General features: G+C 38.9%; 14 protein-coding genes, 1 riboswitch and 1 other annotated feature. Of the genes, 13 read left to right on the forward strand and 1 reads right to left on the reverse strand.

Annotated features, from left to right (window positions below; all coding sequences use genetic code 11):
* Positions 1-4: 4 nt before the first annotated feature.
* The 5 genes from PI85_RS00985 (at position 5) to PI85_RS01005 (ending at position 6,752) form a co-directional block, all read left to right on the forward strand.
* Positions 5-982, forward strand: coding sequence for an electron transfer flavoprotein subunit alpha/FixB family protein (locus PI85_RS00985; RefSeq protein ID WP_036119430.1), 978 nt, complete (start codon positions 5-7; stop codon positions 980-982).
* Between the two features lie 152 nt (positions 983-1,134).
* Positions 1,135-1,367, forward strand: a binding site (T-box leader).
* A 95-nt stretch (positions 1,368-1,462) separates the two neighbouring features.
* The gene (locus PI85_RS00990; protein ID WP_036127309.1) at positions 1,463-2,773 is read left to right on the forward strand and encodes an amino acid permease; all 1,311 of its coding nucleotides are present in this window, start codon (positions 1,463-1,465) and stop codon (positions 2,771-2,773) included.
* 127 nt (positions 2,774-2,900) lie between these two features.
* Positions 2,901-3,212, forward strand: coding sequence for a thioredoxin (gene trxA / locus PI85_RS00995; RefSeq protein WP_008179170.1), 312 nt, complete (start codon positions 2,901-2,903; stop codon positions 3,210-3,212).
* Between the two features lie 120 nt (positions 3,213-3,332).
* A complete protein-coding gene (gene uvrC / locus PI85_RS01000) occupies positions 3,333-5,123 on the forward strand; it encodes an excinuclease ABC subunit UvrC (protein ID WP_036119428.1) in 1,791 nt (596 codons plus the stop codon).
* Positions 5,124-5,215: 92 nt separating this feature from the next.
* Positions 5,216-5,394: riboswitch (Lysine riboswitch) on the forward strand.
* A 131-nt stretch (positions 5,395-5,525) separates the two neighbouring features.
* Positions 5,526-6,752 (forward strand): aspartate kinase, encoded by a 1,227-nt coding sequence (locus PI85_RS01005; RefSeq protein WP_036119426.1) that lies wholly within the window; start codon positions 5,526-5,528, stop codon positions 6,750-6,752.
* Positions 6,753-6,842: 90 nt separating this feature from the next.
* On the opposite strand, the gene PI85_RS01010 is transcribed toward PI85_RS01005, so the two are convergent.
* Complete coding sequence (locus PI85_RS01010) at positions 6,843-7,277, reverse strand: YslB family protein (protein ID WP_036119424.1); 435 nt, start codon at positions 7,275-7,277, stop codon at positions 6,843-6,845.
* A gap of 272 nt (positions 7,278-7,549) precedes the next feature.
* Here PI85_RS01010 and PI85_RS01015 point away from each other — a divergent pair, with 272 nt between their 5' ends.
* The 8 genes from PI85_RS01015 (at position 7,550) to rph (ending at position 14,100) form a co-directional block, all read left to right on the forward strand.
* Positions 7,550-8,158 (forward strand): succinate dehydrogenase cytochrome b558 subunit, encoded by a 609-nt coding sequence (locus PI85_RS01015; protein ID WP_036119422.1) that lies wholly within the window; start codon positions 7,550-7,552, stop codon positions 8,156-8,158.
* Positions 8,159-8,223: 65 nt separating this feature from the next.
* A complete protein-coding gene (sdhA, locus tag PI85_RS01020) occupies positions 8,224-9,978 on the forward strand; it encodes a succinate dehydrogenase flavoprotein subunit (protein WP_036119419.1) in 1,755 nt (584 codons plus the stop codon).
* Positions 9,979-9,983: 5 nt separating this feature from the next.
* Positions 9,984-10,763: a succinate dehydrogenase iron-sulfur subunit gene (sdhB, locus tag PI85_RS01025; RefSeq protein ID WP_008179159.1), complete on the forward strand. Its 780-nt coding sequence runs from the start codon at positions 9,984-9,986 to the stop codon at positions 10,761-10,763.
* Positions 10,764-11,013: 250 nt separating this feature from the next.
* On the forward strand, positions 11,014-11,478 hold the full coding sequence (locus PI85_RS01030; RefSeq protein WP_036119416.1) for a thioesterase family protein: 465 nt from the start codon (positions 11,014-11,016) through the stop codon (positions 11,476-11,478).
* Between the two features lie 187 nt (positions 11,479-11,665).
* Positions 11,666-11,887 (forward strand): LuxR C-terminal-related transcriptional regulator, encoded by a 222-nt coding sequence (locus PI85_RS01035; protein WP_004226437.1) that lies wholly within the window; start codon positions 11,666-11,668, stop codon positions 11,885-11,887.
* A gap of 74 nt (positions 11,888-11,961) precedes the next feature.
* Positions 11,962-12,414, forward strand: a complete 453-nt coding sequence (locus PI85_RS01040; RefSeq protein WP_008179154.1) for a MarR family winged helix-turn-helix transcriptional regulator — start codon at positions 11,962-11,964, stop codon at positions 12,412-12,414.
* Between the two features lie 10 nt (positions 12,415-12,424).
* A complete protein-coding gene (gene racE, locus PI85_RS01045; protein WP_008179152.1) occupies positions 12,425-13,222 on the forward strand; it encodes a glutamate racemase in 798 nt (265 codons plus the stop codon).
* A gap of 131 nt (positions 13,223-13,353) precedes the next feature.
* Complete coding sequence (gene rph, locus PI85_RS01050; protein ID WP_036119413.1) at positions 13,354-14,100, forward strand: ribonuclease PH; 747 nt, start codon at positions 13,354-13,356, stop codon at positions 14,098-14,100.
* The last annotated feature ends 1 nt before the right edge of the window (position 14,101 follow it).

The raw sequence follows: 14,101 nt of genomic DNA on the forward strand, positions 1-14,101 counted from the left end.
TGCTATGTCAAAAAAAGTATTAGTATTAAGTGAAGTTCGTGAAGGAAGCTTACGTAATGTTTCTTTCGAAGCAATTGCAGCAGCAAAACAAATCGCTGATGGTGGCGAGGTTGTAGGGGTACTTTTAGGGGATGCTGTAGCAAATTTAACAGGTCCATTATTTGAATACGGTGCTGATCGTGTTGTAACGGTGGAACACCCACATTTAAAACAATATACATCTGATGGCTATAGTCAAGCGCTACTAGCTGTTATTGAGCAAGAAAAGCCAGCTGGCATTGTCTTTGGCCATACGGCAAATGGGAAAGATTTATCGCCAAAAATTGCAAGTAAATTACAAGCAGGTTTAGTATCTGATGTTACTACAATTGAAGGCGCAGGCGATGATGTTGTATTCATCCGACCAATTTACTCTGGTAAAGCTTTTGAAAAGGTGAAAGTAAAAGACGGAATTGTATTAGCATCTATTCGTCCAAATAACATTACACCTTTAGAAAAAGTTGATGGTAAATCAGGAGATGTTTCGGCAGTTACTGTAGAAATTACAAACCTTCGCACAATTATTAAAGAGGTTGTTCGTAAATCTTCAGAGGGTGTTGACTTATCAGAGGCAAAAGTAGTAGTTGCTGGTGGTCGTGGTGTAAAATCTGAAGAAGGATTTGAACCACTAAAAGAGCTGGCAGATTTACTAGGTGGTGCAGTTGGAGCATCTCGTGGTGCATGTGATGCTGAGTATTGTGACTATTCGCTGCAAATTGGCCAAACTGGTAAGGTTGTAACGCCTGATCTTTATATTGCTGCTGGTATTTCAGGGGCTATTCAGCATTTAGCAGGAATGTCAAACTCTAAAGTTATAGTTGCTATCAATAAAGATCCTGAAGCAAATATTTTCAAAGTAGCTGACTATGGAATCGTTGGAGATTTATTTGAAGTAGTTCCGCTTTTAATTGAGGAATTTAAGGCTTTAAAAGTGAATGCATAAAGGTTATTGCAGGAAGGGATGATCCTTCCTGCTTTTTTCATTTTCTAAGCAAGCAACTGCTATTTGAAAATTATCGCAAAATAAAATATTGACATAATTAACAGTTACGATTATAGTGTTGAATAATCATTAAATTTACAATCATAATGTTTTTAAACGCAAAGATTAGGAGTAGTAAAAGCTCATTATTCGGTAAAGAGAGCTGCGGGTTGGTGCAACGCAGACCAATAAGACTTTGAACTTGCCTAGGAGTGGTAAGATAAATGGAATTGTCGGATTATTCTATTTGTTTGACGATTAACCTTCGTTACAAGGTTTTAAGTTGGGTTCATGATGAACCAATTAGAGTGGTACCGCGGTTTGCTTATGGCATATCGTCTCTTCTTTCATTTGATGATGAAGGAACAGACGGTATGCCTTTTTTGATTTTTAGGAGGTAGGAAAGTGGAAAAGAACAATCAGCAACAATTAAAACGAACAATGACCTCGCGTCACATTACGATGATGGCATTAGGTGGTGCTATTGGCGCAGGATTATTTAAAGGAAGTAGTGCAGCCATCGATATGGCAGGCCCATCAGTGCTTATAGCCTATTTATTAGGGGGCATTATTTTACTATTTGTTATGCAAGGTCTTGCAGAAATGGCAGTCCGCAATAAAGAGGCAAGAACGTTTAGAGATTTAGTTGAATCCGTTTTAGGTAAATATCCAGCTTATTTTTTAGACTGGATTTATTGGAAGATGTGGGTATTAAATATTGCTGCCGAATCTATAGTGGCCGCTATTTTTATTCAATATTGGCTGCCTGAATATCCAATTTGGATATTGGCGTTATCTGTCTCGGTGCTAGTGACAGCTATTAATCTGTTATCTGTGAAGATTTTTGCTGAAACGGAATATTGGCTAGCATTGATTAAAATTACAGTTATTATTGTATTTATTATTGCAGGACTCATTTTATTGCTTGTCTCATTTGGTCATCATAGTGCTGTAGGTTTCTCTAACTTAACTTCGCACGGTGGTTTTTTCCCAAATGGATCAATGGGATTAATTGCAGCTATGCTTGTGGTGATCTATTCCTATGGTGGAACGGAAATCATAGGGATTACATTAGCTGAAACAAAAAATCCTGAAAAGGTAGTCCCAAAAGCTGTGCGCAGTACATTAATCCGTATTGTTACTTTCTATTTACTGCCATTCTTTATTATCGTTAGTTTGATTCCTTGGAATGAAGTGAATGGAGTACCAGAAAGTCCATTTGTCATGGTATTTAAAATGATCGGAATTCCTGGCGCGGATCATATTATGAATGCTGTCGTTTTACTTGCCATTATTTCTTCGATGAATTCGGGCCTTTATGGTTCATCCCGTGTACTTTATACGCAAGCGGTTGACGGTCGTGTCCCTAAAATATTTGCTCAATTATCCAAAAGAAATGTTCCCGTATATGCGATTTTGATGTGTACTTTAGCATTGTATGTAGGTGTCATCTTTTCGTTATATGCTGGAAGCAAGACGTTTGATTTTCTAATGGGGTCACTTGGATATACGGTATTATTTATTTGGTTAATTATTGCAATAGCCCATTTAAAATCAAGAAAAAAACAGTCAGCCAACTCAAGTGTGTATGAAGTGAAATGGTACCCTTATACTACTTGGATAGCGATTATTGCGTTGAGTACGATCTTAATTGGTATTATTTTTACCACTTCAATAATCGTGACAGGTATTACATTAGCCATCTACATTTTCATTACGTTAACGTATTTATGGAAAGGCCGTCATCAATAAAATTAATCGATAGCGTTTAATTTTTCGACACGGATTTTCATAAAAAATACATTACAGGCAGATTGTTCGCTCAAGTGAATTTATCCATGCTATACTACAATCATAGTAAGTTTAAGGAGGATTTCAAATGGCAATTGTACATGCAACAGATGCTACGTTCCAAAGCGATATTAAAGAAGGGTTAGTATTAGTGGACTTTTGGGCTGCTTGGTGCGGACCTTGTAAAATGATTGGGCCAGTTCTTGAAGAAATGGACGCTGCAGGTAGTGCGGCTAAAATTGTAAAAGTTGATGTAGATAATAACCAAGGTACTGCTGCTGAGTATCAAATCATGTCAATCCCATCATTATTATTATTTAAAGATGGAGAATTAGTTGACAAAACTGTAGGCTTCCAACCGAAAGAAGCTTTAGAAGCATTTATCGCAAAACATGCGTAATGAATGAAGTTCACAAAAGCCGGACCATCAATTGATGTGTTCGGCTTTTTTTCGTTATATAATAAAGGAAGATAAAAATGATTCATTGAGGGGAATCTTACGTAGGGGGGCAGGTAGGTAATGAACGATTTAATCAAGCGTAAACTGGATATTCTACCAGACCAGCCTGGCTGCTATTTGATGAAAGATCGACAGGGGACAATTATATATGTCGGTAAAGCGAAGGTACTGAAAAATCGTGTTCGTTCTTATTTTACAGGAACACATGAAGGTAAAACGCAAAGACTTGTAAGCGAAATAGAAGATTTTGAGTATATCGTGACATCATCAAATATTGAAGCACTCATTTTAGAGCTGAATCTCATCAAACTGCATGATCCAAAATACAATGTCATGTTAACAGATGATAAGACGTATCCATATTTAAAAATTACGAATGAAAAACATCCTCGTCTAATTACGACACGTAAAGTAAAAAAGGATAAGGCTAAATATTTTGGACCGTATCCCAATGCCTATGCGGCAAGCGAAACAAAGAAGCTGTTGGACCGTTTATATCCACTACGAAAATGTGTGCAGCTACCTTCAAAAGTTTGTTTGTATTATCATATGGGTCAATGTATAGCACCTTGTGTGAAAGAAATTGATAGTCATGTTTATCAGGAAATGATTGAGGATATGACGAAGTTTCTAAACGGCGGTGTGGAGGCAGTCAAAAAGGAGCTTGAAGTAAAAATGCTTGCGGCTGCCGAAAACTTAGAGTTTGAACGAGCTAAGGAGTTTCGTGATCAAATCGCCCATATTGATACAGTTATGCAGAAGCAAAAAATAGTATCAAGTGACACTACTAACCGTGATGTCTTTGGCTATGCTGTGGAAAAAGGTTGGATGTGTGTTCAGGTTTTCTTCGTTCGGCAAGGTAAACTGATCGAGCGAGATGTTTCTATTTTCCCGATCTATCAAGACGCAGAGGAAGAGTTCCTAACATTTGTGGGACGGTTTTATGAAAAACCAGAGCATATTAAGCCAAAAGAAGTTTTTATTCCGCAAGCAATTGATGGTGCCATTTTAACAGAATTGTTAGGTATCAAAGTTCTTACGCCAAAAAGAGGTCAAAAAAAGGAGTTGGTAGATTTAGCGACGAAAAATGCTGAAATTGCAGTGTCCGCTAAATTCCAGCTTATCGAACGGCAGGAAGAACGTACTATTGGTGCATGCGAGGCACTTGGTGATGCGATGGGCATAACGACACCATTACGAATTGAAGCTTTTGATAATAGTCATATGCATGGAACAGATGCCGTATCTGCAATGGTTGTTTTCGTTGATGGCAAACCCGCCAAAAAGGAATATCGCAAATATAAAACCCGTACAGCAGCCAAGCATGATGATTATGGTGCTATGCAAGAGGTAATTCGTCGACGCTATATCCGTGTTTTGAAGGAAGGTCTTCCATTACCAGATTTAGTGCTAATTGATGGTGGTAAAGGTCAAATGGAAGTTGCGCGTGAAGTATTAGAGGATGAATTAGGACTAGTTATACCTATTGCTGGTTTAGCAAAGGATGACAAGCATAATACATCCCAGCTATTGTTTGGTGATCCACCAGAGGTCATTGCCTTAAAACGCACAAGTGACGGTTTTTATTTATTGCAGCGAATACAAGATGAAGTCCATCGTTTTGCGATTACCTTCTTGCGTCAACAGCATGAAAAGCATGCTATCCAATCTGTGCTGGATCAAATTGAAGGTGTCGGTCCAAAACGAAAACAGCAGTTACTGAAACACTTTGGTTCCGTGAAGAAAATACGGGAGGCTAGTGAGCTAGCTTTACAGGAAGCTGGGATGCCAGCTAATTTAGCAATTCAGATTTATGCCTATTTTCAGCAGGAGTCATTGTCAAAGGAATAGACATATGCTAAGGTTGTAAATAACATTGTGATCCAATGTTAACAGCCCACTTGTTAGATGAGGGCGGAAAAATTTAATATAATCACTTTTAAGGTGATGATAGAGGTGCAAGATTCAAAAGTAGCGCAAAAGAGGATGAACAAATCCTAAGACATTGCGTGAAAGGGGAGCTTGCCGAAGTACAGCATTGTTGTTTCCGCTGTTGTACTGGTTTTGCATTTAAAAAATGTAAGACTGTCGATTCTAAACGTTTCGGAGAGCTATCACACATGCGCAAGTTTTGTTATTGTACATGTTATAGGCAGCTTTCACGTTTTGTGAAGGCTGCCTTTTTAGTTTTCTAGAGGCTGTTTTACACCTCATTTTAGGTGAATTACATGACTGGAAAGGAGAACAAAAGAAATGTCTAGAATAGTGATGAAATTTGGAGGGGCTGCTTTAGCATCGCCCGAACAAATTCAAGATGCTGCTCGAAAAGCAATTGCTGAAAGAGATAGAGGGTTCGATGTGGTAGTAGTAGTTGGTGCGATGAGACAAACGATACAGGATGTGAAAATGAGCGTACTTCATTTCACGGATGATGTGTCAAAACGTGAATTAGATGCAGCTGTATCTTCATGCTCTCAGTTATCCAGCTCCGTGTTTGCCATTGCAATACAAGAAGCTGGCTATAATGCGGTGTCACTAACAGGCTGGCAGGCTGGCATTTACACGGATCCTATGCATAGTCATGCAAGGATCAATCATATCGATGTTAGCCGTATCGATGAGCATTTGCTGCAAAGACAAATCGTCGTTATTGCTGGAGATCAAGGCATTGATAATGACCAAAATATAACAACGCTTGGGAAAGGTGGAACGGAAACGACAGCCGTTGCACTTGCTGTTGCATTAGATGCTGAGCGGACAGACATTTACACGAATGTTGATGGTGTGTATACAGCAGATCCACGCTTTGTTGTAAAGGCGCAAAAACTACAGGAAATTTCCTATGATGAAATGTTAGAGATAGCACATTTAGGATCACACATCATTCATCCACGTGCAGTGGAGTTAGCTAAAAAGTTCCAAATGCCAGTGATCATACGCTCTAGTTTAGTGGAGTCAGTAGGTACTTTATTGAAGGAGGAAGTAGAGATGGAGAAAAATTTAGTAGTGCGTGGTGTGGCCTTTGAATCAGATGTTATTCGTTTAACAATTGGGTATGATGCTTATTCACATGCTTCATTAGCGGATATATTTTCAACTCTTGCTGAAAATCGCATCAACGTGGATATCATTGTTCAAGCAATCATTGATGGATTAAAACCAACTGTGTCCTTTTCGATTTTGAAAGAAGAATTTGCAGAAGCTTTACGTGTTTTAGAGGATAGCAAAGTATCACTTGGCTTTAGCTTTGCTGATTTCGAAATTGGATTAGCGAAAGTTTCGATAGTTGGCTCCGGTATGGTCTCGAATCCAGGTGTCGCTGCTCGCATGTTCGATCGTTTACGTCGTGAAAATATCCCTGTGAAGATGGTGAGCACCTCAGAAATTAAAGTGTCTGTTGTAGTACCGCAGGATGAAATGATTCGTGCAGCAAATGCATTGCATGATGAATTTAATTTAGAGCAGGCTCTTTACATATAATAATAGAAGAAACAGCATTTTCTGTAATTGTCCGAAATAAAAGGAAGGATTGTCATCCCGTTTATTGTATGGGAGACAATCCTTTTTTTGTTATTCTGTTGGAATCGTATGCATAATTCGTTCCTTCACGTCCCATTTGACTGTAAACATAACGTAATGTTGCTTTTCACGTTTTTCATCATAACATTCTGTCAAATAGCCTTTAGCTAGCTGAATCTGTTCAGCTATAAATCCTGCCTCAAGTCTGAAGCTGCGTTGTTTGATTTGCAAGATTTCAGGGTCGTTTGTCAACTGGAAAATACGTCCGTCCTTCGATTCTTTCATTAGCTCTAATGTACCCCAACAGGCATCTGCGAAAAATGCGATTAGTTCGTCTTGACTTTTACATGGAAACTTGCGCGCAAGCTCTTTACCTGCCCAATAAAGGACATCATCCTCATGTTTACCGAGTACAGAAGATAGAATATGATCGCGAATGATCTCATAACCAAAGGATGAGATTGTAGGAGATGGAGTGTTTAACATTGTTATCCTTCTTTCTTAGAATTTTCTTATAATTTAACGTTAATAAAGTAATGGTAGATTTTTCGAGAAAAAACGACGCATTATGCACTAGATTAGTTCTTTAATAAGCTCTATGAAAAACTCCGAGTTGCCTTGACGCTCGTAGCTCTTGAGAGTACAATAAACATGTCATAATATTGTACCATGATGAAATACACAGTCAATGAAGTATCATTTACAAAATGATGACTTCTTTTGTTGTGCTATTTTAAGTACTAAGGGGGGTAACAGTCTTGTCGAAAGATCGAGAGTTTTTATGGCGTCGCTTACATTCTCTACTTGGGATCATTCCAGTAGGTCTGTTTTTAACGATGCACCTGTTCATTAACTTTACAGCAACAGGCGGGGCAGATAGTTATAACGATGCTACCGCAGTAATGGAAAAGATTCCATTCCTTATCCTAGTTGAATGGATTGTCATCTATATTCCATTGATGTTCCATGCATTTTATGGAGTGTTCATTGCATTCACTGCTTCACCAAACACAGGACGTTTCAGCACATACCGTAACTGGATGTTCTCATTACAACGTTTCACTGGTGTATTCCTAGTGATTTTCATTGCATGGCATATTTTCCAAACTCGTATTCAAAAAGCACTTGGAGCACACGTTGATTACGACATGATGGCGAATATTGTTGCTAATCCATTCATGCTTGGATTCTACATTGTTGGTATTTTATCAGCAACTTTCCACTTATCTAACGGTTTATGGGCATTCCTAGTAAGCTGGGGTATTGTACAATCTCCTCAGTCTCAAAAGATTGCTACTTACGTAACAAACATTATTTTCGTAATTCTAAGTGTAGTTGGTGTGGCTGCTATTTTAGCTTTCGTATAATTCAATAGAGCTACAATAGAGCACATGCAATCATTGCAATTTTTTAAGAGGAGTGAGAAATAATCATGGCGAAAAGCAAAGTAATTGTTGTCGGCGGTGGTCTTGCCGGTCTGATGGCAACGATTAAAGCAGCTGAAGTTGGTACTGAAGTTGATTTATTCTCATTAGTTCCTGTAAAACGCTCACACTCTGTTTGTGCGCAGGGCGGAATTAATGGTGCAGTAAATACAAAAGGTGAAGGGGATTCTCCATGGATCCACTTTGATGATACAGTATATGGTGGGGACTTCTTAGCGAACCAACCACCAGTTAAGGGTATGTGTGATGCAGCACCTGGCATTATCCATTTAATGGACCGTATGGGTGTTATGTTCAACCGTACACCAGAAGGATTATTAGATTTCCGTCGTTTTGGCGGTACTTTAATGCACCGTACAGCTTTCTCTGGTGCAACAACTGGTCAACAATTACTATATGCGCTTGATGAGCAAGTTCGTTCTCATGAAGTAGCTGGTTTAGTAAATAAATATGAGCACTGGGAATTCCTTGGTGTTATTATCGATGAAGACGGCGTGTGCCGTGGTATCGTAGCGCAAGATATGCGTACAGAAGAAATTAAATCATTCCGTGCAGACGCTGTTATTATGGCGACTGGTGGCCCTGGTATTATTTTCGGTAAAACAACAAACTCTGTTATTAACACAGGTTCTGCTGCTTCTATCGTGTACCAACAAGGTGCTTCATATGCGAATGGTGAGTTCATTCAAATTCACCCTACAGCGATTCCTGGAGATGACAAAAACCGTCTAATGTCAGAATCAGCTCGTGGTGAAGGTGGTCGTATTTGGACTTATAAAGACGGTAAACCTTGGTACTTCTTAGAAGAAAAATACCCAGCTTACGGTAACTTAGTGCCACGTGATATTGCAACACGTGAAATTTTCGACGTTTGTGTAAACCAAAAACTTGGTATCAATGGCGAAAACATGGTATACCTAGATCTTTCTCATAAAGATCCACATGAGTTGGACGTTAAACTTGGTGGTATCATCGAAATCTACGAAAAATTCGTAGGAGATGACCCACGTAAATTACCTATGAAAATTTTCCCAGCAGTTCACTATTCAATGGGTGGATTATGGGTTGACTACAACCAAATGACTGAAATTCCTGGTCTATTTGCAGCAGGTGAATGTGATTACTCTCAACACGGTGCAAACCGTCTGGGTGCGAACTCATTATTATCTGCTATCTATGGCGGTATGGTTGCAGGACCAAACGCAGTAGATTATGTAAAACATCTTAAAAAGCATGCAGAAGATATTCCACAAGAGATTTACGATGCTCGCGTAACAGAAGAACAAGCGAAATGGGATGCTATCATGAAAATGGAAGGCACAGAAAACGCTTACTTACTGCATAAAGAGCTTGGTGAAATGATGACTGCTACAATGACTGTAGTACGTTACAATGATCAGCTTGAAGATACATTGAAAAAACTTGATGACCTTACTGAGCGTTGGAACAACATCAACATCAACGATACACAAAAATGGAGTAATCAAGGCGCACACTTTACACGTCAGCTTAAAAATATGTTAGTGCTTGCGAAAGTAATGACAAAAGGTGCATTATTACGTAATGAATCTCGTGGTGCGCACTATAAGCCTGATTTCCCTAACCGTGATGACGAGCAATTCTTGAAAACAACAATGGCGAAGTTTGACCCAGCTACTGGTAATCCAATCATCACGTACCAAGAAGTCGACGTTTCTTTAATCCCACCACGTAAACGCGACTACTCTGCGAAAGGAGACTAAAAGTTATGCAAATCGCAGCTAATACTGGAAGAATGGTTAAAGTTGAAATCTTACGTCAAGATACACAGGGCGGCAATAGCTATTGGCAAAAATTCCAAGTGCCTTACCGTCATGGTATGAACGTAATTTCTATTTTAATGGAAATTCAAAAAAATCCTGTTACTGAAAATGGTGAAAATACATCGCCAGTATCATGGGATATGAACTGTTTAGAAGAAGTTTGTGGTGCATGTTCAATGGTTATTAATGGCCGTCCACGTCAATCATGTTCAACACTTGTTGACCAATTGACTGAGCCAATTAAATTGGAGCCAATGAAAACATTCCCTGTTATTCGTGACTTACAAGTTGACCGTGAACGTATGTTCAACGCGCTAAAAAAAGTGAAAGCATGGGTACCGATCGATGGTACTTATGATTTAGGTGAAGGTCCACGTATGCCAGAAGGTAAACGTCAATGGGCTTATGAATTATCTAAATGTATGACTTGTGGTGTATGTATGGAAGCATGTCCAAACGTGTCTGAAAAAGCTTCATTCATCGGGCCAGCTCCATTATCACAAGTACGTCTTTTCAACACTCACCCAACTGGTGCAATGATTAAAGATGAACGTTTAAATGCTATTATGGGCGATGGAGGCCTTGCAAACTGTGGTAACTCTCAAAACTGTGTTGCTGCATGTCCAAAAGGTATTCCTTTAACAACATCAATCGCTTCATTAAACCGTGCTACTACAGTGCAAATGTTCCGTAACTTCTTCGGTTCTGACCACTTCGTAGACTAATATCGGACAAGCTGACTCCCTTACACTTAGTGTGAGGGAGTTTTTTATTGTGATATAAACATAGTTAGCATAGTTCAAGGAAAAACCATACTATAGAAAGAAAAGAGATGTAGCAATAAAATAAGGGAATTTTGGTTTTTCCTATGATCATATAGCATTTTCTTTTATAATGAATTTGTATTCATTATTTATGGGCTGTCTGAACCAAACTAAAAAAGATGGCCAATTAATTATAGGGGATGGTGCTAATATGAAAGCAAATTATATTGAAGACTTCCAAGAGTGGGAAAAGGGTTTTTCCTTTTATAGTGAGGCACGAGTACGATTTTCAGAAACAGATATGTATGGGCATATGAATAATACGGTAAGCTTTACATATTTTGAACAGGCAAGAATTGATTATTTCCGACATGTAGGTATTTTAATGCCGTCTGTAGCTGACGAGAATGTAAAGAGTATACCGATTGTAGCTGATTTACAATGTGATTATGTAAAACAGGTTTTCTTTGATGACGTGCTACGAATTTACACTAAGATAGCGAAAGTTGGAAGTTCATCAATGGATATTCATTATTTAGCAAAAAATCAAAGAGATGAAGTGTGCTTTACAGGTCGAGGTACAATTGTGCAAATGGACCCTGGAACAGGTAAAAGTGTACCGATTTCTAAAGAAGAAAGAGCGCACTTGATTAGTTTGGAAATTATCCCTCATTAGTGGGTATGGCTATTGCATAAATAATTATGAGAATAGTAGGAATTATGTTTTACATAAAATTTATAAAAATGTCGAAGCAATTTCCGAAATTTTTAAGGAAACATGTAATAATCATGCAAATAGCCGTCACCGCTTCAAGCCCCTTAACATAAGTTACAATACGTGCGGGGGAGGAGGGTGTAACTGAATGAATGGCTCTCATCATCGTTCTCTATTAACGAACCGAGAACGTGAAATATTTGCGCTTTTATTAGCTGAAAAAACAACGAGAGATATTGCAGAGCAGCTTGGTATTAGTGAAAAAACAGTGCGAAATCACATTTCCAATACAATTCAAAAGCTAGGTGTAACAAATCGATCTCAGGCGTTAATTGAGCTGTTACGCTTAGAAGAATTTAAATTAGACTAATGGACACTTGCTATTTCGTGAAAAAAACGACAAAATAGAACTATTCAACGTATTTTTAGGAGTGAAATAGTTATATGTCGGATGAAGTAACAAAACACTCACCTGAAACCGTTGCAACGGTTGAAAAGGAATTACGCTATATAGCGGCCATCGTGAAGCAAAAGGGAAGAGAAATTGTTTCCGACTATGCGATTACGCCGCCACAATTTGTTGCATTACAGTGGTTAGAAGAGCTTGGTGATATTACAATTGGCGAATTATCAAACCGTTTATATTTAGCTTTTAGCACGACAACAGATTTAGTGGACCGTATGGAGAAAAATGAATTAGTCAAGCGTATGCGTGATGAAAATGACCGCCGTGTCGTTGTTGTTCATCTTCTCGAAAAGGGCGAACGTATTATTCAAGAGGTTATAGAAAAAAGACAGCAATATTTGCAAGAGATGCTTGTTGGTTTTGATGAGCAAGAAGTCGCGCAATTATCAAGCTACCTAGAAAAACTACATGTACACATGAAACAGGATTGAGGCGGAAAGTATGAATGCCCCGATAGGCGTTATTGATTCAGGAGTAGGCGGGTTAACCGTAGCAAAAGAAATTATGAAGCGATTGCCAAACGAAACGATTTATTATATTGGCGATACAGCAAGATGTCCATATGGTCCAAGAAGCCGTCAGGAAGTACGGAACTTCACTTGGCAAATGGCGAAAGCGCTAGAAAAAATGAATGTTAAGATGCTCGTTATTGCTTGTAATACAGCGACTGCAGTAGCACTCGAAAGTTTACAAAGAAATATGCCTTTTCCGGTACTAGGCGTTATAAATGCTGGCGCACGTGCAGCTGTAAAGAAAACGAAGCGACATGAAGTCGTTGTGCTTGCAACAGAAGGAACAATTAAAAGTGGTGCATATGAAGAGGCCTTACTGTCACTTAATACGTCAACACATATTATTCCACTAGCCTGTCCAACTTTTGTTCCACTTGTAGAAAGTGGCGAATATAAAGGTGAATTTGCGACGAAGTTAATAGCAGAAGGCTTAAAGCCGTTGAAAAATCAGCAATTTGATACGGTTATTTTAGGGTGTACACATTACCCTATTTTACAAAAACAAATTGAAGCTGTCGTAGGAGATGAAGTGAATGTTTTATCTTCTGCGGAAGAAACAGCAAAGGATGTTCAAGAAATGCTAGCTTATAATGGCACTTTAGCAAATGCAAATACAGTGCCTGCTCATAAATTTTTTGCAACTGGTTCTGTTCCAATTTTCCGTTCAATCGCTGAAAATTGGTTGGAGCAAGGTACTCTCGACATAAAACGCATTACATTAAAATAAAAAATCAGCTTAGCGATGGGCTAGGCTGATTTTTGCCGTTTTCAGCATTTTACATAATCATTGAGTACTTTTTTGAAGAAATAAATTATGATAAGATGAGGGCGCGAAAGTTTTTAGGAGGAACAATAAAAATGACAAGATTTGATGGAAGAATGGCAGATGAACTGCGACCTGTAAGAATGGATGGGGAGTATTTATTACACCCAGAGGGCTCGGTCTTAATTCAAGTAGGAAATACAAAAGTAATTTGTACAGCAACAATCGAGGACAAAGTGCCTGGCTTTTTACGCGGGCAAGGGAAAGGCTGGATCACAGCTGAATATTCGATGCTACCTCGTGCAACTGCTCAACGTACACCGCGTGAATCATCACGTGGGAAGGTCAATGGACGTACGATGGAGATTCAACGCCTAATTGGGCGTGCATTACGTGCTGTGGTCGATTTAGAGGCGCTTGGAGAGCGTACAGTATGGATCGATTGTGATGTGATTCAAGCAGATGGTGGCACTCGTACAGCTTCCATTACGGGAGCATTTGTTGCGATGACACAGGCAATTGCTAAATTTGCGGAAGAAAAACCGTTCGTCAAGTTTCCTGTAACCGATTTTTTAGCCGCAACTAGTGTAGGGATTGTAGAAGAACAGGGTGCTGTTTTAGATTTAAATTATGTAGAAGATGTGGCTGCTGCTGTTGATATGAATATTGTTATGACAGGTGCAGGTCGCTTTGTAGAATTACAAGGTACTGGCGAGGAAGCAACATTCTCTCGTGAAGAATTGAATGATTTATTAGCATTAGGTGAAAAAGGCATCCAGCAATTAGTTGAGCTCCAAAAAACAGCGCTTGCTGAACAAGCAAACATGGTCGGAGGGAAATAAT

This window comes from Lysinibacillus sp. A1 (assembly GCF_000801965.1).
GTDB lineage: Bacteria > Bacillota > Bacilli > Bacillales_A > Planococcaceae > Lysinibacillus > Lysinibacillus fusiformis.